Source organism: Bordetella sp., from assembly GCF_057362025.1.
The window spans coordinates 100079-125966 of the sequence record NZ_JBMQQZ010000059.1 but is presented as its reverse complement, the minus strand read 5'-3'; the positions used below and the strand labels follow the sequence as shown (position 1 = coordinate 125966).

The following is a 25888-nucleotide window of genomic DNA, read 5'->3' as shown; positions in this document are numbered from 1 at the left end:
CGCCGCTGGCTGTTCGCCACCAACCACAAGGATATCGGGACGGTGTATCTCATCTTCTCGTTCCTGATGTTGCTGGAAGGCGGCACGCTGGCGCTGTTGCTGCGCACCGAGCTCTTCGAGCCGGGCCTGCAGTTCTTCCGCCCGGAACTGTTCAACCAGTTCACCACCATGCACGGCCTGATCATGGTGTTCGGCGCCATCATGCCGGCCTTCGTGGGCTTCGCGAACTGGATGGTGCCGCTGCAGATCGGCGCCTCGGACATGGCGTTCGCGCGCATGAACAACTTCAGCTTCTGGATCCTGCCCATGGCGGCGATCCTGCTGACCGCGTCGTTCTTCGTGCCGGGCGGCGCCACCGCCGCCGGCTGGACGCTGTATGCGCCGCTGTCCCTGCAGATGGGTCCGGGCATGGACATGGCGATTTTCGCCATGCACATCATGGGCGCCTCGTCCATCATGGGCGCCATCAACGTCATCGTCACGATCCTGAACATGCGCGCGCCCGGCATGACGCTGATGAAGATGCCGCTGTTCTGCTGGACCTGGCTGATCACCGCCTTCCTGCTGATCGCCGTCATGCCCGTGCTGGCCGCGGCCATCACGATGGTGCTGACGGACCGCCACTTCGGCACCGACTTCTTCAACGCGGCCGCCGGCGGCGATCCGGTCCTGTACCAGCACGTGTTCTGGTTCTTCGGGCATCCGGAGGTCTACATCATGATCCTGCCGGCCTTCGGCATCGTGTCCGCCGTCGTGCCCGCCTTTGCCCGCAAGCCGCTGTTCGGCTATGCCTCCATGGTGTACGCGACCGCCGCCATCGCGGTGCTGTCTTTCATCGTGTGGGCGCACCATATGTTCACCACCGGCATGCCGGTGACCGGGCAGCTGTACTTCATGTACGCGACCATGCTGATCTCCATCCCCACCGGGGTGAAGGTGTTCAACTGGGTGGCGACGATGTGGCGCGGGTCGATGACCTTCGAAACGCCCATGCTGTTCGCCATCGGCTTCATCTTCGTGTTCACCATGGGCGGCTTTACCGGCCTGATCCTGTCGGTGGCGCCCATCGACATCCAGGTGCACGATACCTACTACGTGGTGGCGCATTTCCACTACGTGCTGGTGGCGGGCTCGCTGTTCGGGCTGTTCGCCGGCGCCTACTACTGGGTGCCGAAGTGGACGGGGCGCATGTACAGCGAAAAGCTGGGCAAGCTGCACTTCTGGTCCTCGCTGATTTCCTTCAACGTGACCTTCTTCCCCATGCACTTCCTGGGGCTGGCCGGCATGCCGCGCCGCTATGCGGACTACGCCGCGCAGTTCACGACCTTCCACCAGATCGCTACCATCGGCGCGTTCTGGTTCGGCCTGTCGCAGCTGATCTTCCTGTATGCGATGCTGCGCTGCTATGCCGGCAAGGGCGAACCGGCCGCCGCCAAGCCATGGGAAGGCGCCGAAGGCCTGGAATGGACCGTGCCGTCGCCGGCCCCCTTCCATACCTTCGAAACGCCGCCTGAAGTGAAATAAGGCCATAACCGCGATGCACGCAGGATCCGCCATGACACCCGAACAACGCCGCCGCAACCGCATCATCGGACTGGTGCTGCTGGCCTTCGTCGTGGCGGTATTCGCCTGGGCGATGTTCAAGGGCGGCAACCTGTTCGCCGGCGTGGCCTGAGGACGCGACCATGGCCCTGCCTCCGGATTCCGCGCCACGCAAATCCAGTTTCCTGCAGACGCTGAAGGCGGTCGCGTGGGGCATGCTGGGCATCCGCAAGCGCGCGGGCTACCAGGAAGACGCGCGCCTGAACCCGGTGCACCTGATCGTCGCCGGGGTACTGGCCGGCGTGATCTTCGTGGTGGTCCTGGTTAGCATCGTGCGCTGGGTCGTGGCAAGTCAGAGCTGAAAAACATTCGACGTATAAGTACCAGGGAGAAGACCATGAGTGCAGGACACTCGGTTCAAGCGAAAGAGGCGCCCTACTACTATGTGCCCGCGGATTCGGGCCATCCCGTGCGCAGCGCGATCTCGCTGCTGATCATCGCGGTGGGCGCGGCATGCTGGGTCAACGGCGTGTCGGTGGGCAAGTGGCTGGTGCTGTTGGGCCTGCTGTGCCTGATCGCGGTGCTGTTCCGCTGGTTCGGCGACGCCATCGGCGAATCCGAGCGCGGCTTGAACAGCAAGCGCGTGGACGTGTCCTACCGTTGGGGCATGAGCTGGTTCATTTTCTCGGAAGTCATGTTCTTTGGCGGCTTCTTCGGCGCGCTGTGGTACGTGCGCACCGTGACGACGCCGTGGCTGGGCGACCTGGATCACCGGCTGCTGCTGTGGCCGGATTTCAACGCCGTGTGGCCGAACTTCGGTCCCGCGGGCGTGGTCGAACACTTCGCGACGGTCGGGCCCTTCTGGCTGCCCACCATCAATACGGCCCTGCTGTTGACTTCCGGTGTCACACTGACCATCTCGCACCACGCGCTGCGCGCCGACCACCGCGGCAAGGCCATCTTCTGGCTGGCCCTGACGGTGCTGCTGGGCGCGCTGTTCGTCGGCTGCCAGGCCTTCGAATACCACCACGCCTACACCGAGCTGAACCTGAAGTTCAGTTCCGGGGCGTATGGTTCGCTGTTCTTCATGCTGACGGGCTTCCACGGGTTCCACGTCATCATGGGCGCAACCATGCTGACCGTGATCCTGATCCGCCTGATCCGCGGCCATTTCACGGCGGATCATCACTTCGGTTTCGAGGGCGCCGCCTGGTACTGGCACTTTGTCGACGTTGTCTGGCTGGGCCTGTACCTGTTCGTCTATTGGTTTTGAGCGCCGGCGCCGTCGCGGCGGGCCGCGTGCGGCCGCCACGACGCGGCCACGCGCGGGAACCCGCGGCGGCCGCTGCTATCTAAGCCCTGTGCTCTCGATCCAGCCCAGATGGTGGGCGAGCAGCACGAACAGGAAAAGGGCAACGGAAAGCCCGATGCGCACGGTCAAGGCGTTGACCGTCCTGTTGGTGGTACCTTTATCCCGCATCAGATAGACCAGGGCAGAGGCCAGGCTGGCCAGGATGCCGACAAAGGCCAGGACGACTAAGACGCGCATAGTGCCTCCGGGTGCAAACCAGGATTATTGCAGACATGGCTCGTGCGCATCGCACTTTGACCGCGTTGGTGCTGCTGGGCATCATGGTTGTATTGCTGGGCTCCCTGGGACGCTGGCAGCTGCGTCGCGCCGACGAAAGGCGCGCCATCCTGGCGGCCATCGAAAGCGGCCGCCGGCAGCCTCCGCTGGCCTTGACGGCCGCCACGCCCACCGATGAATTGCGGCCCTGGCGGCCGGTGTCCGTACAGGGAAGCTGGCGCGCCGACATGACGGTGCGCCTGGACAACCGCAACCAGGACGGACGGCCCGGCTACTGGATCGCCACACCGATGGTGCTGGAAGAGGGCTCGAACACCGCGGTGCTGGTTTTGCGTGGCTGGCTGCCGCGGACGCTGCCCGGCGAACCGGCCGTGACGGTGCCGGTGTTGCCGGCCGGCGTTGGTACCGTAAGCGGCGAACTGGTGGCGCGGGTGCCCCGGCTGTTCGAGTTATGGAATCCCGGCGGCGTTTCCGGCGATGCGCTGCCCACCGCGTGGCCGGCCGCCGGGGGGCCGCCTACGGTGCAGAACCTGGACCTGGATGCGTATGCCCGGGCCACGGGCCTGCACCTGCTGCCCACGGTCATGGAGCAGCATGCGCCCTCCGGCGACGGGCTCGTGCGCGACTGGCCGCAGCCCTCGGTGGACTACAACCAGAACCTGGGCTATGCGATGCAGTGGTTCGGCTTCGCCAGCATCGCCGGCATCGCCTTCGTCGTGGTGGCGGTTCGCGCCGCGCGCGCGGCCCGGGCGGCACGCCGAGGACGGGGACCCTAGCGGTTCCGGTATCGATCGCCCGGCAACCCGCCATCGCGCAAATGCAGGCACCCGCGCGTTTCGCATTCACTCTCCGCAGGATTACGATTTTGGCCACACCCGTCCCGACCCCCCTGCCCGACGCGTCATCCACCACGCGGCGCCGCGCCAGGTCCATCATGATCGCGATTTTCGTGATCACGCTCGCGCCCATACTGGGCGCGGTGATCATGTACCTGAATCCGCAATGGTGGCCGGACGACAGCAGCAATTACGGCACGCTGGTGGAGCCGCAGCGCGACATGCCCGCGCCGGCCGCCCTGCCGCTGGCCACGCTGGACGGGCAGCCTTTCGATCTGGCCAGCCTGAAAGGCAAGTGGCTGTTGATGGCGGCCGACGGCGGCGCATGCCCGGAGTCCTGCGCCCGCAAGCTGTTCATCATCCGCAATACCCACGCCAGCCAGGGCAAGAATGTCGACCGCCTGGCGCGTGTGTGGTTCATCACCGACGATGCGCCGGTGCCGCAGAAGGTGCTGGATGCTTATCGCGGCACGGTCATGGTGCGGGGGCGCCCGGAACAATTGGCGCCTTTCCTGCTGGGCGCCCCGGCCGGTGCCGCCGATGCCGCCGCCGCGCTGGCCGGCCCGATCTGGATGGTGGATCCGCTGGGCCACCTGATGCTGCAATTCCCCGCCGAGGCCGATCCGGTCCGGGTGCGCAAGGACGTCAGCAAGCTCGTCTACAACTCGCGTATTGGCTGAACGCATGGACCCCGTTATCCGTCGCTACCGCAAACTGGTTTTTTTCACCTGGTTCCTGACGCTGGACCTGATCATGTTCGGCGCCTTCGTCCGCCTGACCGATTCCGGCCTGGGCTGCCCCGATTGGCCTGGCTGCTACGGCAGCGTGACGCCATTGGGTTCGCTGTCCGACATCCATGCCGCCAACCAGGCCATGCCCTTCGGCGCGGTGTCGCTGTCCAAGGCCTGGATTGAAATGATCCATCGCTACGCCGGATCCATCCTGGGCATGCTGATCATCGCCATCGTTTATATGGCATGGCGCTATCGCGGCCGCCTGGGACGTTCGCCCGCGCTGGCGACGGCCGCGCTGGTGATCGTATGCGTGCAGGGCGCGTTCGGCGCCTGGACGGTGACCCATCAGCTGATGCCCGTGGTCGTCACCTCGCATCTGCTGTTCGGCATGCTGACCCTGGCCGTCATGACGTGGCTGGCCGCGCGCGAACGTCCTTACCGGCCACTGGGCGCCGCGGCGGCGCGCTGGCGTGGCTGGATGGTGGGCGGCCTGGCCCTGCTGACGCTGCAGATCGCCCTGGGAGGCTGGGTCAGCACCAATTATGCAGCCCTGGCCTGCATGGATTTCCCGACCTGCCAGGGGCAATGGCTGCCCCCCATGGACTTCAAGGGCGGCTATTCCATCATCCGCGCGCTGGGCGAACTGCCCTCCGGAGAGATGATCTCGCAGTACGCCCTGACCGCCATCCATTGGGTGCACCGAAATTTTGCCTTCATCGTGTTCCTGTATCTGGGCATCCTGGGGTTCCGCCTGCGCACGGAACGCGGCCTGCGCGGGCCCGCCAACCTGATGCTGTGCCTGCTGCTGGCCCAGTTGCTGACCGGGCTGACCACCATTTTCTTCCAATGGCCGCTGTTGATCGCCGTGCTGCACAATGGCGGCGCGGCCGGCCTGGTGCTGGCGGCGGTCACGCTGCTGGTGCGCTTGTCCACGGCCGGAGGCCCCGCGCTGCGCGCATTGCGGGCCGCGCAACCGCAAGAGAGCCTGGCGTGAGCGCCCGTCCGGCACCGTTTATTTCCCTGCGGCCGGCGCGGGGCCACGTTGAATGCGCGGCGGCTTTCCTGCCTGCTGACAGGTTCTGTCGCCCAGCCGGTTTAAAATACCATCCATCATGACCAGTTTTGCCGCCTCGGATTCCGGATTGCTGCGCCAGTACCTGGTGCTTACCAAGCCCCGCGTGACACAGCTCGCGGTGTTTTGTGCCGTCATTGGCATGTTCCTGGCCGCGCCGGGCATGCCGGACCTGAAACGCGTCGCCTACGCGACGCTGGGTATCTGGCTGCTAGCGGCGGCCGCTTTTGCCATCAATTGCCTGATCGAACAGGAAGTCGACGCCCGCATGCTGCGCACGGCGCGGCGGCCCACCGCGCGCGGCACCATCCTGCCGCAGCAGGTCCTGGCGCTGTCCGGCCTGCTCGGCGGCACCGGCATGCTGGTGCTGTACAACCTGGTGAACCCGCTGACAATGTGGCTGACCTTCGCCACTTTTGTCGGCTATGCCGTCATCTACACGGTCATCCTCAAGCCGCGCACGCCGCAGAACATCGTGATCGGCGGGCTATCGGGCGCCATGCCGCCCGCCCTGGGCTGGGCCGCCATCGCCGACGCCACGCCCGCGCAGGCCTGGGTGCTGGTGCTGATCATCTTCATCTGGACGCCGCCCCATTTCTGGGCGCTGGCGCTGTATCGCACCAACGACTACGTCAAGGCCGGCCTGCCCATGCTGCCGGTTACCCATGGGCAGAAGTTCACGCGTCTGCACATCCTGTTGTACAGCGTGGCGCTGCTGGCCACGACGCTGCTGCCTTACGCCATCCGCATGAGCGGGTTGATCTACCTGGTGTGCGCCGTGGTGCTGGGCGGGGTGTTCGTGGGCTATGCCTGGCGGCTGTACCGCGATTACTCCGATGCCTTGGCGCGCAAGCTGTTCCGCTATTCCATCGTGTACCTGTCGCTGCTGTTCGGCGCCCTGCTGATCGATCACTGGGCCCTGCTGCTGGCCTGATCCGTCGCGAGATCCTCCCATGCCCGTTGCCATCGCCCTGCCGCGCCGCGCCATGCTGCGCACCTTCGCCGCCGCCCCCATCGCCGCTCTGCTGGCGGCCTGCGGGCAGGATGCGCCGTCCTTCAAGGGCAGCGACATTACGGGCACGCACCTGGGCAAGAACCTGTCCATGGTCGACCAGGACGGCCGGCCGCGCACGCTGGCGGACTACGCCGGCAAGGTCATGGTGGTGTTCTTCGGCTATACCCAGTGTCCCGACGTCTGTCCGACGTCGCTGGCGGAACTGGCGCAGGTCATGCAGGCGCTGGGGCCCGACGCATCGCGCGTCCAGGTCGCCATGATCACCGTGGATCCGGAGCGCGATACGCCGGAAGTGCTCAAGCAATACGTGCAGACCTTCAATCCGTCCTTCGTGGGCCTGACCGGCTCGCCGGAGCAGGTCAAGCAGGCCGCCACGTCATTCAAGGTGTATTACGCCAAGGTGCCCGCCAAGAACGGCAAGGACTACAGCATGGACCACAGCGCGGCGTTCTACCTTCTGGACGCCAAGGGCGAGGCGCGGGTGCTGGCGGGCAACGGCTCGGACGTCGCCTCGCTGACGCACGATATCAAGGCTTTGCTGGGCTGAGGCCGCCGACGGCCGCGTCCCAGGCTGCGTAGGCCTGCCGGGCGGGTTCGTCCAGTTCCGTTGCCGGAATATCGCGTCGGCCGGCCAGGATCATCAGCGCATACGGCGTTGCCAGCGCCGACGCTTGCGCGCACAGGCGTGATTCTTCCCCCGTGGCGGGGATGCGATTGCGCCAATAATTGATTGCGTCTTCGAGCCGTGTGATCGGAATGACGGTGTCCATCGGCGCATTGTCCCAGAATCGCGGGCAAAGTCATGCGGCAACGCGGACGGCGCGTTCAACGTTACGGGCCCCGCCGGTTCCGGCTTTGCAACTCTTTCAAACGGTCACTTTGGCAATACGCGGTAAATAGGTCCGGGTGCTATACATCGGGCCGTCTTTTCCAGAAGGAGACCCCTATGAATACTCCGGCCCCCTTGCAGGGCGTCGCCGCGCGCGCCCGCCTGCACCCCCTGATCGCCATCGCGTCCGTATGCGTGATCGCGCTGTGTGCCGTGGCCACCGCGGCCATCATGGGCTGGCTTCCCACGCCCAACGCCCAACAGGAGCGGACCGCCGAGCACAGTGCCGGCGCGGCGGGTCCTGAAGACGCCAATCTGGCGCCGCTGCCGGCGGCGCAGGGCGGCGCTGCGGGTGCCGCAGCCGCGCCGCCGCAGCGTGTGGCCCAGGCGCCCGCATCGGGTTCCCAGCCGCGCGCTCAAGCGCCGACGGCCTCCGGCCAGGCACCCGCCCCCGGGCAGCCAGGCGCCGCGGCATGTCCGCAATGCGGCGTCGTGGTTTCGGTGAATACCGTCCAGGTGCCGGTGCAGAACCAGAGCGAACCCATCGTCGGTACCGTCGCCGGCGGTGTGGTCGGTGGCGTGGTCGGCAACCAGTTCGGCGGTGGCAATGGCAGGACCGCGCTGACCGTGCTGGGCGCCGTGGGCGGTGCTTTGGCAGGCCGCGAAATCGAGCGTAATATCAAGCAGCAACAGACCGTGACACGCTATCAGCTTGTGGCTCGCACCAACGACGGCCGCTCGCATACCTTCCATAGCGCGACGCCATTCCAATATGCGCCGGGCCAGGCGATACGCGTCGAAAACAACCAGCTGTTGCCCGGCTGATACCGCCCGGCGCGGGCACGAGGACGAGATGACCGACCAAAACAGCAATCCCTTCGTTCTGCCCGGCATGGGTCAAGGTTCGGCCGACATGGCGGGCAATCCGCTGCTGGCCAGCATGGAGATGATGCGCCAGGCCTGGGCCGGCCTGACCGGGCCGGGCGGCCTGGCGCAGGTGATGCCCATGACGGCGCCCATGAATGTGCAGGAGCTCGAACGGCGCATCGCCGAACTGCGTGCCGTGGAAAGCTGGCTGCGCATGAATCTGTCCATGTTGAGCAGCACCATCCAGGGCATGGAGGTCCAGCGCTCCACCATCGCCACCCTGCGTTCCTTCGTCGACAACCTCAGTACCCAAGGCCAGGATCCCGCCCGCTGGGGCGACGCCTCGCCATTGGAAATCGTGCTGGGCTTGAAGCCGGCACCCGGCGGCGCGAGTGCCGCCACCGGCGGGCAGGCGCGCGAAACGCGTGCGGCCGCCGGCCCCGGACCCGAGACGCACGCGCGGTCCACGAGCCAGCCGTCGGCCGATGCGGGCGCACAGGCTGCCGATGCGGGCGCGGGCGTGGGCGCGGCGGCGGAGGGCGCTGGCGCTGCTTCGGCGGGCTCGGCCCAGGCCATCAGCCAGGCCGCGCAATCGGCCTCGGAGGCCTGGTGGGGCATGCTGCAGCAGCAATTCAACCAGTTGGCGGCCGCTACGGCCGCCAGTATGCCGCCCATGCCCGGAGGCACGGCAGCGGGTTCCGCGCAGCAGGGCGCGCCGGCCTCTGGGGCGGCCGCTACGGGTTCGTCGTCCGCCGCCAAGCGCGGCGGCGCGGCGAAACCTGCCTCCGCACCGGCCAGCCGGGCCGCCCCTCGTAAAACGGCCGTCAGGAAAAACAAAATACAATCCGACCCTGATCAGTCGTAGTTTCCTTCTAGTCATGCGCCGCCCACGAGGCGGCGCATTCTTGTCGAGATTCCATGCTCAATGTCGTCATACTCGCTGCCGGGCTGGGCAAGCGCATGCAATCGGACCTTCCCAAGGTACTGCATACCCTGGCCGGCCGGCCTATGCTGGAACATGTCCTGGACAGTGCCCGCGCGCTGGATCCCGCGCGTATCGTGGTGGTCGTGGGGCATGGCGCGGACCGCGTCAAAACGGCGTTCAAGGGCCAGGACGACCTGTCCTTTGCCCTGCAGCAGCCCCAGCACGGTACCGGCCACGCTGTCGCGCAGGCCGTTCCGCTGCTGCGGGAAGGCGATGCCGACGACGTGACCCTGGTGCTGTACGGCGACGTGCCGCTGGTTCAGCCCGATACGCTGCGGCGCCTGCTGGCCGCGCGCGGGACGGGCATGGCCGTATTGACGGAAACGCTGGACGATCCGACCGGTTATGGCCGCATCGTCCGCGATCCGCAGGGCAACGTCACGCGCATCGTCGAGCACAAGGATGCCTCGGACGACGAGCACGCCATTGCCGAGGTCAACACCGGCATCCTCGCCGCGCCCACGGCCCGCCTGAAAGACTGGCTTACGCGCATCGATAACCGCAACGCGCAGGGCGAGTACTACCTGACCGATGTGGTCGGCCTGGCCGTCACGGACGGCGTCGCGGTCGGCAGCGCGCAACCGGCCCAACGCTGGGAAACGCTGGGCGTGAACAGCCGCTTGCAGCAGGCAGAGCTCGAGCGCGTCTGGCAACGCGAACAGGCCCGCCGCCTGCTCGAGGCCGGTGCCTCCATCGCGGATGCCGCGCGCTTCGATCTGCGCGGCAACCTGCACGTCGGCCGCGATGTATTCATCGATGTGGGCTGCGTGTTCGAAGGCGAGGTCGAACTGGCCGACGGCGTGCGCATCGGCCCGCATTGCGTGCTGCGCGACGTGCGCGTCGGTGCCGGCACCATGGTCGAGGCCTATAGCCATTTGCAGGGCGCGACGATCGGGCGCGATGCGCGCATCGGTCCCTATGCCCGCCTGCGTCCGGGCACCGCGCTGGCGGACCGCGCGCACATCGGCAATTTCGTCGAGGTGAAGAACAGCAACGTCGGCGTGGACAGCAAGGCGAACCACCTGGCCTACATCGGCGATGCGGATATCGGCGCGCGCGTCAACGTGGGTGCGGGGGCGATCACCTGCAACTACGACGGCGCGAACAAGCACCGGACTACGATCGAGGACGACGTCTTCATCGGTTCCGATACGCAGCTGGTCGCGCCGGTGCGCGTGGGCCAGGGGGCCACGCTGGGCGCGGGCACCACGCTGACCCGCGATGCGCCAGCCGGCAAGCTGACGGTATCGCGCGCCCGGCAGGCCACCATCGATAACTGGCAACGTCCGGTCAAGAAATCGTGAAGGACCAGAGCAGCTCGCCCGCCAGCGCCCAATCCGGTCCGGCACCGGGGGGATCCGGCGCCGACGCACCCAAGCCCGTCTTCGAGGGGCTGCCCACGCCGCGCCGCTATTGGGCCGCCGGTGTGGTCATGCTGGGCATGACGCTGGCGGTGCTGGACGCCACCATCGCCAACGTGGCGCTGCCGACGATCTCCGCGGACCTGAACATCGATCCGGCCAGCGCGGTGTGGATCGTCAATGCCTATAGCGTGTCCGTCGTCGTCATGCTGCTGCCGCTGTCGGCGCTGGCCGAACGGGTCGGCTTTCGCCGCATGTTCGGCCTGGGCCTGGCGTTGTTCACGCTGGCGTCGTTGGGCTGCGCCATGGCCAGTTCGCTGACGACGCTGATACTCGCGCGCATGTTCCAGGGCGTGGGGGCGGCATCCTTGATGTGCATGTTCGGCGGGCTTGTGCGCAATATCTATCCTCTGGCCAAGCTGGGCCGGGGCATCAGCCTGAATGCCACCCTGGTGGCCGTGATGTCGGTGCTCGGGCCGACGCTGGGATCGGTGATCCTGTCGGTTGCCGACTGGCCGTGGATATTCGCGGTGAACGTGCCCATCGGCATTTTCGGGCTCTTCCTCGTCCGGTTCCTGCCCGACCCGCCGCGCAATACGACGCCTTTCGATGTGATCAGCGCCTTGCTTTGCATGGTGGTGCTGGGCGTGTTCATTACGGGTGTGGACAATCTGCACGAAGACCTGATCCGCGGCCTGGGCATGGTGGCGATTTCCGTGCTCGCCGGCATCCTGCTGGTGCGCCGCGCCAACCGCCAGGCCGCGCCGCTGGTGCCGGTCGACCTGCTGCGCATCCAGGCGGTTGCCTATGCGGTCGCCGCATCGGCGTGCACGTTCGCGGCGCAGATGAGCGCCTATGTTTCGCTGCCCTTCTATTTCCAGTCCGTGCTGGGCCGGCCGCATCTGGAGGTCGGCATGCTGCTGGCCGCCTGGCCCGTCGGCACCGCCGTCGTGGCGCCGCTGGCCGGACGCCTGTCCGACCGCTATTCGGCCGCCGCGCTCAGCGGCGTGGGGGCGGGCTGCATGACGTTCGGCCTGGTGTGGCTGGCGGTTTTGCCGCACAGTGCCTCCAACGCGTGGATCGTCGCGGGCATGCTGATCTGCGGCCTGGGTTTCGGTTTTTTCCAGACGCCGAACAACCGTTCCATGATTTCGGCCGCGCCCCGCACCCGCAGCGGCGCCATCGGCGGCGTGCAGGCCACCACCCGGGTTTTCGGCCAGAGTTTCGGTACCGCGCTGGTGGCCACCGCCTTCGGCCTGGCGCCGTCGCGCGGGCCGCTGGTGGCGATTATCCTGGGGGCGATATGCGCCGGCATGGCCGTCCTGGTCAATACGGTGCGGTTCTCCCGCGTGGCGGCATCCTCGTCCGGCCGCCGGCGCTAGGACCGGGCAGCCTTGGCGCTGGCGCGACGGTCCGGGCCGGTCTGCCCGCGTCGCCAGGATGAAATCGCACATCGCCACCGGTGTCGCCGGCTGGCATGACCGTCCGGGCCCCGCGTTTATTTCATGATTGTCCGATCGACCCGGCGCCAGCGCGGCGCGGCGGGGATAGTCATCGCCGACTCCTATAATGGCGCCATGGCCGCGTGTCCTGCGCGCGATGAATCAATGAAGGGCAATCAATGAAGATCACCGTGGTGGGTACCGGCTACGTCGGCCTCGTTTCGGGCGCCTGTCTGGCGGAAATGGGCAACGATGTCATGTGTCTGGACGTCGATGCCGGCAAGGTCGAGCGCCTGCGGCAAAACGACATTCCCATCTACGAACCCGGCCTGGAAGATCTGGTGCGCCGTAACGCCGGGGGCGGGCGACTGCATTTCACCACCGACGTCGCCGAGAGCGTGCGCCATGGCGACGTGCAGTTCATCGCCGTCGGCACGCCGCCCGGCGAAGACGGATCGGCCGATTTGCAATACGTGCTTGAAGCGGCCCGCAATATCGCCCGGCACATGGCCGGCCGCAAGGTCATCGTCGACAAGTCCACCGTGCCGGTGGGAACGGCGGACAAAGTACGCCAGGTAGTGACCGACGTGCTGGCGCAGCGCGGCGTCGATTATCCGTTCAGCGTCGCTTCCAATCCCGAGTTCCTGAAGGAAGGCGCGGCGATCCAGGATTTCATGAGCCCCGACCGTGTGATCGTCGGCGCGGACGACGACTATGCCGTCGGCGTCATGCGGCGCATCTACGAACCCTTCCAGCGCACCCACGACCGGCTCATGGTGATGGACGTGCGGTCGGCGGAGCTGACCAAATACGCCGCCAACGCCATGCTGGCCGCGCGCATTTCCTTCATGAACGAAATGGCCAACCTGGCCGAGATACTGAACGCCGATATCGAACAGGTGCGCCGCGGCATCGGCGCGGACCCGCGTATCGGCTATCAATTCCTGTATCCGGGTCCGGGTTACGGGGGCTCGTGCTTTCCGAAGGACGTGCAGGCGCTGGTGCGGACGGCGGAGCAGCATGGCCTGCCCATGCGCGTCATCCAGGCGGTCGAAGCCGCCAACGAAGCGCAGAAATACCGCCTGTCGCAGAAGATCGCGCGCCGCTACGGCGAAGACCTGGCGGGCCGTACCTTCGCGCTGTGGGGCCTGGCGTTCAAGCCCAACACGGACGATATGCGCGAGGCGCCCAGCCTGACGGTGATCGAAGAGCTGACGCGGCGCGGCGCCCGCATCCGCGCCTACGATCCCGTCGCCATGGACGAGGCGCGCAAGGTACTGGACCGCCGCGACGATCTGCTGGCACAGGTGGAATTCGTGGCGGACATGTACGAGGCGGTGGATGGCGCGGACGGTTTGCTGCTGGTCACGGAATGGAAAGCCTTCCGCGCGCCGGATTTCGAGCGCATCCTCGGCTTGATGAAGTCGCCCTTGATCCTGGACGGCCGCAACCAGTACAACGCCTCCGAACTGAAAGCCCTGGGCTTCGACTACGAGGGCATCGGCCGCGCATGAAAATCCTGCAGCTCAATTTCGAGAAGGGCTGGCGTGGCGGGGAGCGGCAAACCCTGTACTGCATGATGGCCTTTCGCGATGCTGGGCACCAGGTCGAGCTGCTGGCGCGAGCCGGCGCTCCCCTGGCGCAGCGCGCGTTGGAACAGGGGTTCACCGTGCATGCCGTCAAGCATGTGCCGGCGCAGCTGGGCTTCCTGGCCACGCGCGGACGGCGCTACGACATCATCCACGCGCAGACGGCCAATACGGTTACCTGGGCGGTCCTGACCAAGCCGCTGCACGGGCGTCCCGTCGCGTTTTCGCGGCGCACGTCGTTCGTGGTCAAGCCCGGCGAAGAATGGAAGACGGGCGCCAAGTGGCGGCGCGTGGATCTGTTCGTGGCCATCAGCGAGATGGCCGCGGGCGAACCGCGGCGCCTGGGCATCGAGCCTGTCATCATCCGCAGCGCTGTGTTGCCGGCGCCGGTCGATACGGACAACCTTGCGCGCCTGTCTTCGGAATTCAAGCTGCCAGGCAAGAAGATCGTCGCGACGTCGGCCGCGCTGATCCACGACAAGGATCCCTTGACGATGATCCGCGCGGTGGGCGAACTGGCCGACACGCGCCTGGACTTCATCTTCGTGCATTTCGGCGCGGGCGGGAACAACGAAGCGCAGGCGCGCGCGCTGGTCGCGGAACTGGGCCTGGAATCGGTGTACCTGTTTGCCGGCTTTCGCAAGGGCGTGGAAGATTTCTATGCCGCCATGGACGTGTTCGCCATGAGTTCGCGCGAGGAAGCCCTGGGCAGCAGCGTGTTCGACGCCTTCCTGCATCGCGTCCCGGTGGTGTCGACCGACGCCGGGGGACTGAAGGAAAGCCTTGCCGATGGGCGTGGCATCCTGTGTCCCGTGGAAGACCATCATGCCCTGGCGCAGGGCATGGGGCGCCTGCTGGACGATGCGCAGTTGCGGCAGGACATCGTCCGGCGCGCGTATGACTATGTGCGCGCGGAACATGATGTGCGCGGCATGGGCGATCGCTATCTGGCGCAGTTCGAGCGGGTGCTGCGGGAACGCGGCGAAGCCCGGCGGATCGAGGCCTCCTGAGCGCGGCCTGCCCGCTATATCGCCAGCCGGGTTTCGAATTTCGCCCGATGCACCGAAAAGAAGGTGCGCACGTTGCGGACGTTGGCCTGCGCGGTGAACGCACGATGCACCAGCGCATGGTAGGCCGGCATGTCCTTGACCTGAGCGACCAGCAGAAAGTCCGGCCCCGGCGATACGCGGTAGCACTGCAGGACGGCGGGTTCGTCGCGCATGCGGGCCTCGAATTCGTCCAGGCGTTCCGCCGCCTGGACATCCAGCGTAACCTCCACCAGCGCGGTCAGGGTGCTGCCCAGCCGTGCGGGATCGAGGATGGCGACCTGTTTCTGGATCACGCCGGTTTCGGTCAGGCGGCGGACGCGGCGCAGGCAGGTCGGCGGCGATGCATGCACGCGGGCGGCCAATTCCTGGTTGGTCAATGAGGCGTCCGCCTGGAGCTGCTCCAGGATGCGGCGGTCCAGTTCGTCCAGGTGGGGTAGTTCATCCGACTCGGTCATGGCGATTTGATGACGAGTAATGAAATTGGTGAGTTACGAGAATAGCCGATTGGGAATATAATTTCACAAAATTAGGGGTCGATAAGAAAATTTCATTTTCTATCAGATAAAGAAATCCGATTTCTTCGCATCGCCCGCACAATCCCGCCATCGTAAGCATTTCCTGGAGCTTTCCATGTGCGGAATCGTCGGCGCCGTCGCCCAGCGCGACATCACCCCCATCCTGGTCGAGGGCTTGCGGCGCCTGGAGTACCGGGGCTACGACTCCTGCGGCGTGGCCGTCTATGCCGACGGCGAGTTGCGCCGCACCCGCAGCACGGAGCGTGTCGCCGAACTGTGCGAGCAGATCCAACGGGATCATCTGTCCGGCTTCACGGGCATCTCGCATACGCGATGGGCGACCCACGGCGCCCCCGCGACGCATAACGCGCATCCGCATTTCTCCAGCTTCGGCAAGGACGCGCCGCGCATCGCGCTGGTCCACAACGGCATCATCGAGAACCACGACGAGCTGCGGGCGGAACTGCAGGCCGCCGGCTATGTATTCGAAAGCCAGACCGACACCGAAGTCATCGCGCACCTGGTCAATCACCTGTATGCCGGCGACCTGTTCGAAGCCGTGCAGCAGGCCGTGCGCCGCCTGCATGGCGCCTACGCCATCGCGGTGTTCTGCCGCGACGAACCGCACCGCGTGGTCGGTGCGCGCCAGGGTTCGCCGCTGGTGGTGGGCGTCGGCAACAACGAGAACTTCCTCGCGTCGGACGCGCTGGCGCTGGCCGGCACCACGGATCGCATCATCTACCTGGAAGACGGCGACGTCGTCGACCTGCAGCTGACGCGCGTGTGGATCGTCGACGAGCAGGGCCGGCCGGTCGAACGCAAGGTGAACACCGTGCAGGTGCACACCGGCGAGGCCGAACTGGGCCCGTACCGGCATTTCATGCAGAAGGAAATCTTCGAGCAGCCGCGCGCCGTAGGCGATACCTTGCAGGATATCGAAACCATCACGCCGGAGCTGTTCGGCGACGGCGCGTATCGCGTCTTCAAGGATACGGAGTCGGTGCTGATCCTGGCCTGCGGCACCAGCTATTACGCGGGACTGACCGCGAAGTACTGGATCGAGTCGCTGGCCCGGATCCCCGCCGCGGTGGAAATCGCCAGCGAATACCGTTATCGCGACAGCGTGCCGAATCCGCGTACCCTGGTGGTGACCATCTCGCAATCCGGCGAGACGGCGGATACCCTGGCGGCGCTGAAGCATGCGCGCAACCTGGGGATGGAAAATACGCTGACCATTTGCAATGTCGCCACCAGCGCGATGGTGCGCGAATGCAAGCTGGCCTTCATCACGCGCGCCGGGGTGGAAATCGGCGTCGCCTCGACCAAGGCCTTCACCACGCAGCTGACGGCGCTGTTCATGCTGACCCTGGCGCTGGCGCAGACCCATGGCCGCCTGACGGACGACCAGGAAGCCGATCACATCAAGGCATTGCGCCATCTGCCCGTCGCCATCGGTTCGGTGCTGGCGCTGGAGCCGCAGATCATCAGTTGGGCCGAGCGCTTCGCCAGCAAGGAAAACGCCTTGTTCCTGGGCCGCGGGTTGCACTATCCCATTGCACTGGAAGGCGCGTTGAAGCTGAAGGAGATCAGCTACATCCACGCCGAAGCCTATCCCGCGGGCGAACTGAAGCATGGCCCGCTCGCCCTGGTGACCGAGCAGATGCCGGTCGTCACCATCGCGCCGAACGACGCCCTATTGGAGAAGCTGAAATCCAATATGCAGGAAGTGCGCGCGCGCGGCGGCGAACTGTATGTGTTCGCGGACGCGGACAGCCATATTTCCAGCGGCGACGGCACCCATGTGATCCGCATGCCCGAGCACTACGGCAGGCTGTCGCCCATCCTGCACACGATCCCGCTGCAATTGCTGGCGTATCACACGGCATGCGCGCGAGGCACGGACGTCGACAAGCCTCGCAATCTGGCCAAGAGCGTGACGGTGGAGTGACGGGCGGGGCGTCGAAGCCGTCGGCGGTTCGGTCGCCAGGTGTCGCGCGGCGAAGCGCGCGGTTCGCCCCCTGGCGCTGGACTCGGTTTCCAGCGCCCGCTACCTATGCCGGGTCAGGCGCGCGCGGTCGGGGCGTCCGGCTGATTCTCTGGGGCCGCACGTTGAAACGCCAGGTGTTGCCGGCAATGGGCATCGATGCGCAGTATGGTGGGAAAGCCCGAAACATCGCAGCCGAAGCGCCGTGCCGTATAGAGCTGCGGTATCAGGCAGATGTCGGCGAGCGTGGGTGTATTGCCGTGGCAGTAGTCGCCGGTGTCGGGGCTTGCGGCAAGCAGCTTTTCCAACGCACATAAGCCATGGGAGATCCAGTGCCGTTGCCAGGCTTCTTGCCGGGTAAGTGGAAGATCGAGCGTGGTTTCCAGGTACTCGGCGACACGCGCGGTGATCAGGGGATGTATGTCGCTGGCGACCAGCTGGGCAAGCGCGCGGACGCGCTGCCGCTGCGCGGGCCTGACAGGCAGCAGGGACGTCTCGGGATAGACCTCGTCAAGATACTCGATGATCGCGGTGGACTGGGTGAAGACCTGGCCGTGATGTATCAAGGCGGGTATCGCGCCTTGCGGATTCAGCGCCAGGAATTCCGCTGACCGCAGGGCGGCGGAGTTCCGGCCGCCCTGTATGAATATCGCTTCATAAGGCAAGCCTTTCAGATTCAGTGCGATTCGGACCCGGTACGCGGACCCGGACTGATAGAACGTATAGAGCTGGAGGGTGGACATCTTGTCGTCCCGAAAATGGTGGGTTTGGGGCCGGTCGGCACAAGCGCGGAACCGTTGCGGCGTAGCGCGCCGCTCGGCTTCGAACCGGGTGCTATCCGCGCACCGGCGGGGCGTCGACCTGCCGCCGGACTTCATTGGCGACAGGATGGATATCCGGTACCGAGGCAGGGCCGATCAAGCTGTAGCCCAGGCCCTGGTCGACCCAGGCATAGCCGGAAAGTCCCGGTGCGTTGTGCGCGGACATGGGCATATCGCCTTTCCTGGCCATCGGACGCACCATCATGGCGATTCGGGTGCCCTGCGCGTCGTCGTACAGGAACAGTCCCGCCGGGCCATGCTCGGTGGCGACCAGCCGGCCGCCCATGAAGCGGTAGCCGGCCGACGCCAGGTTCGGCAGCGCGATCGGGCGGGCCAGGCGCTGCGAAATCCAGGACACCAGTTGCGCGCTGTCGCTGGCCGGCATTTCCACAGGCCGTGTCGAATCGGCGGCATACACCTGGTAGCTCGCTGCCGCCTCGCGGGCCAGGGCCGCCAGGCCGGTGTTCGGCGATTCGGTGGCGCCGCGCATGTGCCAACCGCCCACGCCGCCGATTCCCAGGGCCAGCACGACGGACGCGGCGATGCGCCACGGGATGTGGCGGCGCCGCCGATGCGCCTCGACCATGCGCGCGAGGTTCAGCTCCGGCGGAATGGGTTCATCCATGATGGGCGCCAGTTGTTCGCGCAGGCGCTGGCGCAGCTCGCCATGGCGGCGCAAGCGAGCCGCGACATCGGGATGGCGGGCCAGGTATTCTTCGATCCGGGCCCGCTCGGGCCCCGCGAGCGCGCCATCCACGTAGGCGTGGAGGTCTTCTTCCCGGATGGGGGAACCGCCAGTATTCATTTCACTCTCCGCAATACCGGCTTGCCGTCGGCATGCCGCCCATCGGCACCGGTATCCCTGCCGGCGCCTCGCATGATGCGCAGCAGCTTTTCCCTGGCCCGTGCCAGGCGCGATGTGACCGTCCCTGTCGGGATGTCCAGCACCTTCGCGGCTTCCTCGTATGACATATCTTCCACGGACACCAGCAACACGACGCTGCGCTGTTCATCCGGCAATTGTTCCAGCGCGCGCAGTACGTCGCCGTAGCGCAATTGATCTTCCTGCGCGGGCGGCACGGACAGCAGGGTGTCATCCGCCGCATCCAGCGGTATGTCCGCGGCACGGGCACGCGTGCGCCGCAGCTGGTCCATGGCGAGGTTGTGCATGATCGCAAAGATCCATTTGCGCGTGTCGCCGCCGTCGCGCCGCTGATGCCAGCGGGCGATGGCGCGCTCCAGGCAATCCTGCACGAGGTCGTCGGCGACGTGACGATCGCGCAGCAGCGCCCTGGCATAGCGACGCAGCGCGGGGATCAGGGGCTCTACGAGCCGCACCATGTCATCCAAGCAAGTGTCCTCAGAGAGACTGAACCTGTACGGGAGTGCCGGGCTTGCCGTCCTGTTGCGGAGCGATCACCAGATAGCGCCGGGCGCCCGCGCTCGCGGCATCCGCCTGCACCACTTGCCGAATCGGGCCGATGGCGTTGACGATAGCCGATCCGGCCGGATTGGTCATGAAGGCGGCCAGCGGCTGCAGGGCGCCGCCGCCGTCCTCCTGTTCCGAAAGGGCCAGCACGTAGGCTCGTTTGGGTTCGAGGCCTGTCGCCGATGCCTGCAGGACCTGGAGCAGGCCCTGGTCGAACAGAGTGACGGAGGTGGGCGGCATGTCGGAGGGGAGCGGCTTGTCTGCCCGTACCGCGCGCAGGGCCAGGTGCGCGGCCTGGCCGGCCACGCCCAGCGGCTGCAGGTTCTGAGTGCCGTCCCCCTTGGGCACCGCGTTCGGCACGTAGGCGATCGCCTGCGGCGCCTGTCCGATGGCCACGGTGCCTACCACCGTATTGGTGGCCGTGTCGATGGCGGCCAGGGCGTCGGCGTTTTCCTCGCCGACATAGATGCGCGAGCCGTCGCCGGACGGCCACACCCCGTGGGGAAGCTTGCCTACCGGTATCGTCGCCACCTGGGAGTAGTCGTCGGTACGGAACACCTTGACCTCGTTCAGGCCGCCTATCGTCACGTACGCGAAGGTACCGGCCTTCGTGCGGGCGAAGTTCACGTGATTGGTGATGGGACCGGTGTCCAGGGTCTTCAGCAATTTGAACGGCGGCCGCGCCTCGAACACCTGCGTCTTGCCGACGTCCTTCAGTGTGAACCAGACCTGCTTGCCGTCCGGCGTCGCGGCGATGTTCGGGCAGAAGGGACTGGCCTGCGGCACCTTGCCGACGATGGTGTGGTTGGAAACCTGAACCACCACGGTTTCCGGGTTGAAAGAGGAACAGATATAGCCGTACTTGCCGTCCGGCGAAAAAATCTGCATGCCCGGTCCCGCCGCGGTGGTGATGCGGGTCTTTTCCCGATAGGTTGCCGCGTCTATGACCGACACGTAGTTCTCCCCGCGCACGGTTACCCATACCTCTTTGCCGTCGGGGGTGAAGAACGCCTCGTGCGGCGAGCGGCCGACATAGGTGGTGTGCTTCACGCTATTGGTGGCGGTGTCGATGAAGGTGACCGAGTTCGAGCCGATCGAGACCACCGCCAGGGTGCGGTGGTCTGGCGAGTAGCCCATGCCATGCACCAGCACCTGGCCCCGGTAGAGCGGGCTGAAGTTGCCCGGTGCCGGATCGCCCAGGCGGATGACCCCCAGCAGCTTGCCATCGACAGGGTCGGTCACCGAAACCGTATTGGAAAACTGTTCCGCGGCGTAGACGCGGTCTGCATGGGTGATGGGGATATCCGCGCTGGCGGCGGCGCCGGGCGCCTGGCCGGCGTTCGATGGCAGGCTTGCCGCGCCGAGTATGGCGGCGGCCAGCATATTCAGGACAAACATGCGCTTCATGGTTGATGGGCTCCAGTGAGCGTTAGTCGTGGTGATGGCGGGACATGTCCATGGACATGGATGGCGGTGCGTCCGGTGCGGCGTGTGGCTGCCGGGGGGCCGGCGCGGCATCGGGCTGGGTCGGCGCCGGTGCCGAGGGCGGCAGCGGCTGGCCCAGCGCCAGCCGCATGGCGGCGATTTCCTGCTGCTGCTCGACAATGATTTCCTGTGCGATGCGGCGCAGCTGTTCATTCCTGCCGTAGCGCAGCTCCGCCTGGGCCATGTCGATGGCCCCTTGATGATGCGGGATCATCATGGCGGTGAAGTCCTGGTCGATGTCGCCGGTGGGCTTGGCCTCCATGCCGGCCATCATGCGGTCCATGGCGGCATTGTTTTCGGCGAGAAAGGCGGCCTCGTTGCCGTCAGCGGCCCAGGCGGGCGCGGCGGCGGCGGTCGCGAGGGCGAGCAACACGGCGTGCCCGCGCCGGCCGCGGAAGAATGGAAGCGTCATCGCATCCCCTGTCGGAAAAGTCGTCGATACAGGGGTAGACGTCGGGAAGGCGTGAATCCTTCCCATCCCGCAAAATTTTTTTACGGCGGCGGCCGTGGCACCACCGGGACCATGACGCGCGTACCGGTATTGCCGGATGCCCTCAGGCGCCGGCGATGCTTCCCGTGACGCGCTGAAGGAAGTCCAGCACCGGCCGCGTGACGTCCTGCGGACGCTCCAGGCTGGGCAGGTGGGCCGCGCCCGGTATTTCGTGTCCTTGCGCACCGGGTATCGTTGCCGCGATATGCCGGGCCCGCGCCTGGATGTGCGGGAAGTCGAGATCTCCCCATATCAGCAGGGACGGCGCCCGGATTTCGCCAAGGCGCGGAAAGGCGGGTTCGGTATCCAGGTTGGACCCGACGGGCGGAGACCGCAGCGCGATGGCGTTCATGTCATGGAAAAGCGCTCTTGCCGCGCCCGCGACCCGTCCTTCCGGCGCCAGGGGGCCGTCCAGCCAGAGTCGCGCCTTGATTTCGTTCAGCCTGTCGAGGTCGCCGGCCTGCTCGGCCAGCCGTTGCCGGTCCAGCACCGGCTGGATTCCGGCGGGATAGTCCGTGGGATCGGGCGCGCCGCTGACGCTGGGCGCAACCAGCACCAGGGCGCGCACGCGGGACGGGTGCCGCAGGGCCGCGTCCAGCGCGATCCTGCCGCCTTGCGAGCAGCCGACCAGGATGGCCGGCGCGCCGCCCGCGATGCCATCGATGACCGCCATCAGGTCCGCGACCGGCGAGGCATCCTCTTCTTCCGCGCGTGTCTCGCCGAAGCCGCGCCTGTCGTAGGCGATGGCCTGGTATCCGCCGCCGACGGCCTCCAGCTGCGCCCGCCACATGCGCCGATCGCCAACGGCGGCATGCAGGAACACGACCGGATGGCCGGTGCCGGCCACTTCCGCCGCCAGCGCGGCGCGTCCGGAGACAATTCGATGAAGGGCGGGCATATCCGGGTCCTGGTTCGCGTGGAGGGAATCCGATGACGCGCGCGGTTTCCTTGCCGGGATCGGCCATCGGCGCCTGCGAAAGAATAATGGCTTTTCGTCGGAATGGATCCGCCATCTTGCACATGGAACGGATGCATCAGAGATCGATCACGACATCATCCCGCGGCCTCGCGCAGCAGATAAGCACGTTGCCGGCGGCGGGTGCGTCGAGCGGTGCGGGCTGATAGGCAACGTCGCCCGACACCAGGCCGCTTTCGCAGTTATGGCAAACCCCGGCCCTGCAGGACCAGCGGACCGGCACGTCGCAGGCCTCCGCCAATTCCAGGATGCTTTGATAGGCCGATGGGTCCCAGTGCGTCGCGATTCCGCTGCGCGCGAAAGAGATCAGCGGCTCGCTGGCGGACGCATTTTCCGGCGGATGCGGCATCCGCGCGGCGGCCGGCGCGATGCCGGGTGTCAGCGCATCCCCGCCGTTGAAGGTTTCGGCATGAATCCGCGCTGGCGGTATTTGCAGCGAGGCAAGCGCTACCTTCATGTCGGTCATGAACGCGGGCGGGCCGCAAAGGTAGATATCGGACTCCGGCGGAATACCGAGTTCGCGCAAGGTCTCGGCCGATAGCCTGCCCGTCGCATCGAAGTCCTGTCCCGCCCGATCCGCCGGCCCCGGCCGGCTATAGCGGACATGGCTGCTGGCGTGAGGCAGCGAGCGCACCAGCCCACGGGCTTCGGCGGCAAAAGGATGGTGGCGTCCGTCGCGGGCCGCATACAGCCACAGCACCCGCCGCTTCGTGCGAGCCGCGGCCAAGGCATGCAGCATCGCCAGCACCGGCGTCGCGCCGATTCCCGCGCTCAGGAATACCACCGGTCCGTCGCCCGGTTGCAGCGTGAAGGTGCCGCGCGGCGCGCTGACATCGAGGATGGCGCCCTCTTCGATCCGGGTGCGCAGGTAGTTTCCGGCTACGCCGTTGGTCTCCACTTTCACGCTGATGCGATAGCTTTGCGTCGAACCCGTGCCGGACAGCGAATAGCTGCGGAACAGCGGCGGCGCGTCGGCGGCGGTTCTCAGCCGCAGCACGACGTATTGTCCGGGCAGGTGGGCCGGCAAGGGCTGGCCATCCGTGGCGCGCAGCGTCAACGAGACCACGTCGTCGCATTCGTTGTCCATCGCGGTCACCGCCAGAGGACGGAATCCCGGCGCGACCGGACGCCGTGCCGCCGCTGGCGCAAGCCCGGCGTTGCCGCCCGGTAGCGCGTTCGACTCTTCCAGCAGCGCCTTGAAAGATCCGCGCCATCCTGGCGAGAGCGCGTCGACGCGCAACGCGCGCTCCAGTTGCTCGCGCGGATGATGCGGCGAGTAAAGCAAGGCGTTGACGGCCGCGACGGTCAATCGGTCCGTCGCTTCACCGACCTTGGCGATGTCGTCGCCGGGGCCGACTTCGCCTTCGCGGAGGACGCGCAAATAAAAGCCGGGCAGTCCGCTGGCGGTCAGCAGGGCCGGCATCCTGGGTTCGTTCATCCGGATGCCGACGCGATAACAGGTGACGCGGGGCTGGGTGACCTCGAACAGGGCGGTACCGATGCGATAGCGATCGCCGATGCACACCTCGGCGTCGGGCAGTCCTTCGACGGTGAAGTTTTCGCCGAACTGTCCGTGCACCAGGTCTTTCCTGCCCAGCTGCGCTTCCCAGTGGCGATAGGCCTCTACCTGATAGACCAGGACGGCGCGCTGCTCGCCGCCGTGGCCGGCCAGGTCTCCCTGGCCGTCACCCTCCAGATTCAGGCGGCCGACGCGGCAGCGCCCGTAAACGGGGTACTTCCAGATGCCGGTATGGACGGTGCGGCCCTTCCATGCGACGTCGCGCGGCAAGCCGACGTTTACCGATACCAGTCTCGCCATGATCGTCTCCGAGGCCGAGCGGACTCGTTTCGAGGTTCCCGCCTGCGCGGCGGCTGTCGGGGTTCAAGCCTGGGCAGCGCCCATGGTGGCCGCGACTTTCCCGATCATAGACACTTCCGCCGGGAAGCGGCGGATTCCTCAGCGGCAGAAGTCGCAATAGGCATAAACATCGGGCGGGCACACCCGTCGACAGGGACCATGTGTGCCGACCACGCCGCTATCGCCGATTGACCAGGCGCGGTGCCTGCTCTTCGGTCGGTATCGCCGACACCACCAGATTCCTGCCCATCGCTTTCGCCGAGTACAGCGCCGCGTCCGCGCGCGCCATCAGATCGGCCAGCGTGTCGCCGGGGTGGCATTCGTCCACGCCGGCGCTGAAGGTGCACGATATATCCCCGCAGTGCGCGGACAGCCGGGACTCGGCGACGCGCACGCGCAGGCGGTTGAGCAGCGCTTCGGCCTCTTCACCGCGGGTGTCCGGCAGCAGGAGGGCGAATTCTTCGCCGCCCAGGCGGCCGAAGATGTCGCCCGCGCGGATGTGCCGGGCGACGATGGACGAAAAGTACGACAGCGCCAGATCGCCCGCGGCGTGTCCATGCGCGTCGTTGATCGCCTTGAAGTGATCGATGTCCAGGATGGCGATCGCGAATGTGGACTGGCTGCGCCGCGCGCGTTCCAGATGCGCCTCGGCCTGCGCCATGAATTCGCGTCGCGTGAGCGCGCCGGTCATCTCATCGATGGTTGCCAGGCGTTCCATCAGTTCGGCCATGCGGTCGTATGCGAGCATGACCGCGCCGATGGCCAGGCATGGCAGGGTGACGATGCCCGTCGCGATGAAAGCTATGTTGGAGGCGCTGGGCTCCATGAAGTGCGTGTGGGTTTCGAGGCCGAAGACGACGGCGAGGGCGCGCGCCGCATGCACCAGGCCGCCCGCCGCGGCGACGGCCGCCACGAAGAAATAGCTGTAGGCGGGCCGATGGCGCGGGCGGTGGCTGCAGGCCGTCCAGCTTACGGCCATGCGCACATATCCCAGAAAGGTCGAGACGATCACGATGCGCGCATTAACGCTGGGCGTGACGCAGGTGAAGTACGCCAGCCCGCCAATGGCGATCGCGTAGACCGCCATCTCGTCGAGCCGTATCGCGTGCAGGCCGAAGAAGCGCCGGTATCCGTGCAATACCAGCCATCCCGCGGTAAGGAACAGCACGCCGGCGGCGGCGATGATCAGGGGCGGCGGCGAAATGCTGTTCAGCGCCAGCAAGAGCATGGACAGCACGATGAGGGAGTGCGCGCCGATCCACGACGCCACGCCCGGGATCCGCGTGCGCAACAGCGAGCCCAGCACCGCGGTGCTTACCGCGCCGGACATGATGCCGATCACATAGAGGGCGACAGGGCTGAACATGGATTCCTGGGCGGATCGAAAGGGCGTGCGGGCGAGTCTTGGGCTGCCCGGGCCC

General features: G+C 66.6%; 27 protein-coding genes. 16 read left to right on the top strand and 11 right to left on the bottom strand.

From position 1 onward, the window contains the following. From ctaD to ACO1P8_RS11730, 4 genes are all read left to right on the top strand, one after another. On the top strand, positions 1-1524 hold a 1524-nt coding region (ctaD, locus tag ACO1P8_RS11745; RefSeq protein ID WP_486296057.1), incomplete at its 5' end, for a cytochrome c oxidase subunit I. Between the two features lie 31 nt (positions 1525-1555). Further along, a complete protein-coding gene (locus tag ACO1P8_RS11740) occupies positions 1556-1675 on the top strand; it encodes a cytochrome oxidase small assembly protein (RefSeq protein WP_217906518.1) in 120 nt (39 codons plus the stop codon). Between the two features lie 10 nt (positions 1676-1685). Continuing rightward, the gene (locus tag ACO1P8_RS11735; RefSeq protein ID WP_486296056.1) at positions 1686-1904 is read left to right on the top strand and encodes a DUF2970 domain-containing protein; all 219 of its coding nucleotides are present in this window, start codon (positions 1686-1688) and stop codon (positions 1902-1904) included. A 35-nt stretch (positions 1905-1939) separates the two neighbouring features. After that, complete coding sequence (locus tag ACO1P8_RS11730) at positions 1940-2815, top strand: cytochrome c oxidase subunit 3 (protein WP_486296055.1); 876 nt, start codon at positions 1940-1942, stop codon at positions 2813-2815. Between the two features lie 75 nt (positions 2816-2890). On the opposite strand, the gene ACO1P8_RS11725 is transcribed toward ACO1P8_RS11730, so the two are convergent. Next, a complete protein-coding gene (locus tag ACO1P8_RS11725; RefSeq protein WP_094839562.1) occupies positions 2891-3091 on the bottom strand; it encodes a twin transmembrane helix small protein in 201 nt (66 codons plus the stop codon). 35 nt (positions 3092-3126) lie between these two features. Between ACO1P8_RS11725 and ACO1P8_RS11720 the strand changes: the two genes are divergently transcribed. The 5 genes from ACO1P8_RS11720 to ACO1P8_RS11700 all read left to right on the top strand — a co-directional run bounded on the left by ACO1P8_RS11720 (position 3127) and on the right by ACO1P8_RS11700 (position 7334). Then, entirely contained in the window at positions 3127-3906 is a 780-nt protein-coding gene (locus ACO1P8_RS11720) for an SURF1 family protein (RefSeq protein WP_486296054.1), read from the top strand. A gap of 158 nt (positions 3907-4064) precedes the next feature. After that, a complete protein-coding gene (locus tag ACO1P8_RS11715; protein ID WP_486296064.1) occupies positions 4065-4646 on the top strand; it encodes an SCO family protein in 582 nt (193 codons plus the stop codon). Between the two features lie 4 nt (positions 4647-4650). Beyond that, the gene (locus ACO1P8_RS11710) at positions 4651-5694 is read left to right on the top strand and encodes a COX15/CtaA family protein (protein ID WP_486296053.1); all 1044 of its coding nucleotides are present in this window, start codon (positions 4651-4653) and stop codon (positions 5692-5694) included. A gap of 118 nt (positions 5695-5812) precedes the next feature. Beyond that, on the top strand, positions 5813-6706 hold the full coding sequence (gene cyoE / locus ACO1P8_RS11705) for a heme o synthase (RefSeq protein ID WP_486296052.1): 894 nt from the start codon (positions 5813-5815) through the stop codon (positions 6704-6706). A gap of 19 nt (positions 6707-6725) precedes the next feature. Continuing rightward, positions 6726-7334: an SCO family protein gene (locus ACO1P8_RS11700; protein ID WP_486296051.1), complete on the top strand. Its 609-nt coding sequence runs from the start codon at positions 6726-6728 to the stop codon at positions 7332-7334. On the opposite strand, the gene ACO1P8_RS11695 is transcribed toward ACO1P8_RS11700, so the two are convergent. Further along, a complete protein-coding gene (locus ACO1P8_RS11695) occupies positions 7315-7557 on the bottom strand; it encodes a DUF3717 domain-containing protein (protein ID WP_094839568.1) in 243 nt (80 codons plus the stop codon). The genes ACO1P8_RS11700 and ACO1P8_RS11695 overlap by 20 nt on opposite strands. Positions 7558-7733: 176 nt before the next feature. Here ACO1P8_RS11695 and ACO1P8_RS11690 point away from each other — a divergent pair, with 176 nt between their 5' ends. The 6 genes from ACO1P8_RS11690 (at position 7734) to ACO1P8_RS11665 (ending at position 14870) form a co-directional block, all read left to right on the top strand. Further along, positions 7734-8441, top strand: coding sequence for a glycine zipper 2TM domain-containing protein (locus ACO1P8_RS11690; RefSeq protein ID WP_486296050.1), 708 nt, complete (start codon positions 7734-7736; stop codon positions 8439-8441). Between the two features lie 28 nt (positions 8442-8469). Further along, the gene (locus ACO1P8_RS11685; protein WP_486296049.1) at positions 8470-9348 is read left to right on the top strand and encodes a PhaM family polyhydroxyalkanoate granule multifunctional regulatory protein; all 879 of its coding nucleotides are present in this window, start codon (positions 8470-8472) and stop codon (positions 9346-9348) included. A 53-nt stretch (positions 9349-9401) separates the two neighbouring features. Continuing rightward, positions 9402-10772: a bifunctional UDP-N-acetylglucosamine diphosphorylase/glucosamine-1-phosphate N-acetyltransferase GlmU gene (glmU, locus tag ACO1P8_RS11680; RefSeq protein ID WP_486296048.1), complete on the top strand. Its 1371-nt coding sequence runs from the start codon at positions 9402-9404 to the stop codon at positions 10770-10772. A gap of 89 nt (positions 10773-10861) precedes the next feature. Next, entirely contained in the window at positions 10862-12211 is a 1350-nt protein-coding gene (locus tag ACO1P8_RS11675) for an MFS transporter (protein WP_486296063.1), read from the top strand. Positions 12212-12450: 239 nt separating this feature from the next. Beyond that, positions 12451-13785, top strand: coding sequence for a UDP-glucose dehydrogenase family protein (locus ACO1P8_RS11670; RefSeq protein ID WP_486296047.1), 1335 nt, complete (start codon positions 12451-12453; stop codon positions 13783-13785). Continuing rightward, positions 13782-14870 (top strand): glycosyltransferase family 4 protein, encoded by a 1089-nt coding sequence (locus ACO1P8_RS11665; RefSeq protein WP_486296046.1) that lies wholly within the window; start codon positions 13782-13784, stop codon positions 14868-14870. The genes ACO1P8_RS11670 and ACO1P8_RS11665 overlap by 4 nt, the downstream gene beginning before the upstream one ends. Positions 14871-14884: 14 nt before the next feature. Here ACO1P8_RS11665 and ACO1P8_RS11660 read toward each other — a convergent pair whose 3' ends face one another. Continuing rightward, positions 14885-15364, bottom strand: coding sequence for an Lrp/AsnC family transcriptional regulator (locus tag ACO1P8_RS11660; RefSeq protein WP_486296045.1), 480 nt, complete (start codon positions 15362-15364; stop codon positions 14885-14887). A gap of 175 nt (positions 15365-15539) precedes the next feature. Between ACO1P8_RS11660 and glmS the strand changes: the two genes are divergently transcribed. Further along, positions 15540-17372 (top strand): glutamine--fructose-6-phosphate transaminase (isomerizing), encoded by a 1833-nt coding sequence (gene glmS, locus ACO1P8_RS11655; protein ID WP_486296044.1) that lies wholly within the window; start codon positions 15540-15542, stop codon positions 17370-17372. Positions 17373-17485: 113 nt separating this feature from the next. Here the strand turns inward: glmS and maiA are convergent, their stop codons facing one another. The 8 genes from maiA to ACO1P8_RS11615 all read right to left on the bottom strand — a co-directional run bounded on the left by maiA (position 17486) and on the right by ACO1P8_RS11615 (position 25833). After that, positions 17486-18151 (bottom strand): maleylacetoacetate isomerase, encoded by a 666-nt coding sequence (maiA, locus tag ACO1P8_RS11650; protein ID WP_486296043.1) that lies wholly within the window; start codon positions 18149-18151, stop codon positions 17486-17488. 91 nt (positions 18152-18242) lie between these two features. Further along, entirely contained in the window at positions 18243-19034 is a 792-nt protein-coding gene (locus tag ACO1P8_RS11645; protein WP_486296042.1) for an anti-sigma factor family protein, read from the bottom strand. Next, positions 19031-19570 carry a sigma-70 family RNA polymerase sigma factor gene (locus tag ACO1P8_RS11640; protein WP_486296062.1) on the bottom strand — a complete coding sequence of 180 codons (540 nt, stop codon included), beginning with the start codon at positions 19568-19570 and terminating at the stop codon, positions 19031-19033. Before ACO1P8_RS11640 ends, ACO1P8_RS11645 begins: the two co-directional genes overlap by 4 nt. Positions 19571-19589: 19 nt before the next feature. Next, positions 19590-21065, bottom strand: a complete 1476-nt coding sequence (locus ACO1P8_RS11635) for a YncE family protein (protein WP_486296041.1) — start codon at positions 21063-21065, stop codon at positions 19590-19592. 22 nt (positions 21066-21087) lie between these two features. Beyond that, positions 21088-21555 carry a DUF305 domain-containing protein gene (locus tag ACO1P8_RS11630; RefSeq protein WP_486296040.1) on the bottom strand — a complete coding sequence of 156 codons (468 nt, stop codon included), beginning with the start codon at positions 21553-21555 and terminating at the stop codon, positions 21088-21090. 142 nt (positions 21556-21697) lie between these two features. Next, positions 21698-22531: an alpha/beta fold hydrolase gene (locus tag ACO1P8_RS11625; RefSeq protein ID WP_486296039.1), complete on the bottom strand. Its 834-nt coding sequence runs from the start codon at positions 22529-22531 to the stop codon at positions 21698-21700. A gap of 136 nt (positions 22532-22667) precedes the next feature. Beyond that, positions 22668-24428, bottom strand: coding sequence for an MOSC domain-containing protein (locus tag ACO1P8_RS11620; protein ID WP_486296038.1), 1761 nt, complete (start codon positions 24426-24428; stop codon positions 22668-22670). A gap of 217 nt (positions 24429-24645) precedes the next feature. Next, a complete protein-coding gene (locus tag ACO1P8_RS11615) occupies positions 24646-25833 on the bottom strand; it encodes a GGDEF domain-containing protein (protein WP_486296037.1) in 1188 nt (395 codons plus the stop codon). Positions 25834-25888: the final 55 nt, after the last annotated feature.

Bases quoted from the DNA above. Each gene is read 5' to 3' on its own strand.
- ACO1P8_RS11720 (WP_486296054.1), top strand. From the start codon at position 3,127: ATGGCTCGTGCGCATCGCACTTTGACCGCGTTGGTGCTGCTGGGCATC.
- glmS (WP_486296044.1), top strand. From the start codon at position 15,540: ATGTGCGGAATCGTCGGCGCCGTCGCCCAGCGCGACATCACCCCCATC.
- ACO1P8_RS11670 (WP_486296047.1), top strand. From the start codon at position 12,451: ATGAAGATCACCGTGGTGGGTACCGGCTACGTCGGCCTCGTTTCGGGC.
- ACO1P8_RS11735 (WP_486296056.1), top strand. From the start codon at position 1,686: ATGGCCCTGCCTCCGGATTCCGCGCCACGCAAATCCAGTTTCCTGCAG.
- ACO1P8_RS11640 (WP_486296062.1), bottom strand. From the start codon at position 19,570: ATGGTGCGGCTCGTAGAGCCCCTGATCCCCGCGCTGCGTCGCTATGCC.
- ACO1P8_RS11660 (WP_486296045.1), bottom strand. From the start codon at position 15,364: ATGACCGAGTCGGATGAACTACCCCACCTGGACGAACTGGACCGCCGC.
- ACO1P8_RS11730 (WP_486296055.1), top strand. From the start codon at position 1,940: ATGAGTGCAGGACACTCGGTTCAAGCGAAAGAGGCGCCCTACTACTAT.
- ACO1P8_RS11690 (WP_486296050.1), top strand. From the start codon at position 7,734: ATGAATACTCCGGCCCCCTTGCAGGGCGTCGCCGCGCGCGCCCGCCTG.
- ACO1P8_RS11725 (WP_094839562.1), bottom strand. From the start codon at position 3,091: ATGCGCGTCTTAGTCGTCCTGGCCTTTGTCGGCATCCTGGCCAGCCTG.
- glmU (WP_486296048.1), top strand. From the start codon at position 9,402: ATGCTCAATGTCGTCATACTCGCTGCCGGGCTGGGCAAGCGCATGCAA.
- maiA (WP_486296043.1), bottom strand. From the start codon at position 18,151: ATGTCCACCCTCCAGCTCTATACGTTCTATCAGTCCGGGTCCGCGTAC.
- ACO1P8_RS11665 (WP_486296046.1), top strand. From the start codon at position 13,782: ATGAAAATCCTGCAGCTCAATTTCGAGAAGGGCTGGCGTGGCGGGGAG.
- ACO1P8_RS11635 (WP_486296041.1), bottom strand. From the start codon at position 21,065: ATGAAGCGCATGTTTGTCCTGAATATGCTGGCCGCCGCCATACTCGGC.
- ACO1P8_RS11700 (WP_486296051.1), top strand. From the start codon at position 6,726: ATGCCCGTTGCCATCGCCCTGCCGCGCCGCGCCATGCTGCGCACCTTC.
- ACO1P8_RS11715 (WP_486296064.1), top strand. From the start codon at position 4,065: ATGATCGCGATTTTCGTGATCACGCTCGCGCCCATACTGGGCGCGGTG.
- ACO1P8_RS11645 (WP_486296042.1), bottom strand. From the start codon at position 19,034: ATGAATACTGGCGGTTCCCCCATCCGGGAAGAAGACCTCCACGCCTAC.
- ACO1P8_RS11625 (WP_486296039.1), bottom strand. From the start codon at position 22,531: ATGCCCGCCCTTCATCGAATTGTCTCCGGACGCGCCGCGCTGGCGGCG.
- ACO1P8_RS11630 (WP_486296040.1), bottom strand. From the start codon at position 21,555: ATGACGCTTCCATTCTTCCGCGGCCGGCGCGGGCACGCCGTGTTGCTC.
- ACO1P8_RS11685 (WP_486296049.1), top strand. From the start codon at position 8,470: ATGACCGACCAAAACAGCAATCCCTTCGTTCTGCCCGGCATGGGTCAA.
- ACO1P8_RS11615 (WP_486296037.1), bottom strand. From the start codon at position 25,833: ATGTTCAGCCCTGTCGCCCTCTATGTGATCGGCATCATGTCCGGCGCG.
- ACO1P8_RS11740 (WP_217906518.1), top strand. From the start codon at position 1,556: ATGACACCCGAACAACGCCGCCGCAACCGCATCATCGGACTGGTGCTG.
- ACO1P8_RS11710 (WP_486296053.1), top strand. From the start codon at position 4,651: ATGGACCCCGTTATCCGTCGCTACCGCAAACTGGTTTTTTTCACCTGG.
- ACO1P8_RS11695 (WP_094839568.1), bottom strand. From the start codon at position 7,557: ATGGACACCGTCATTCCGATCACACGGCTCGAAGACGCAATCAATTAT.
- cyoE (WP_486296052.1), top strand. From the start codon at position 5,813: ATGACCAGTTTTGCCGCCTCGGATTCCGGATTGCTGCGCCAGTACCTG.
- ACO1P8_RS11620 (WP_486296038.1), bottom strand. From the start codon at position 24,428: ATGGCGAGACTGGTATCGGTAAACGTCGGCTTGCCGCGCGACGTCGCA.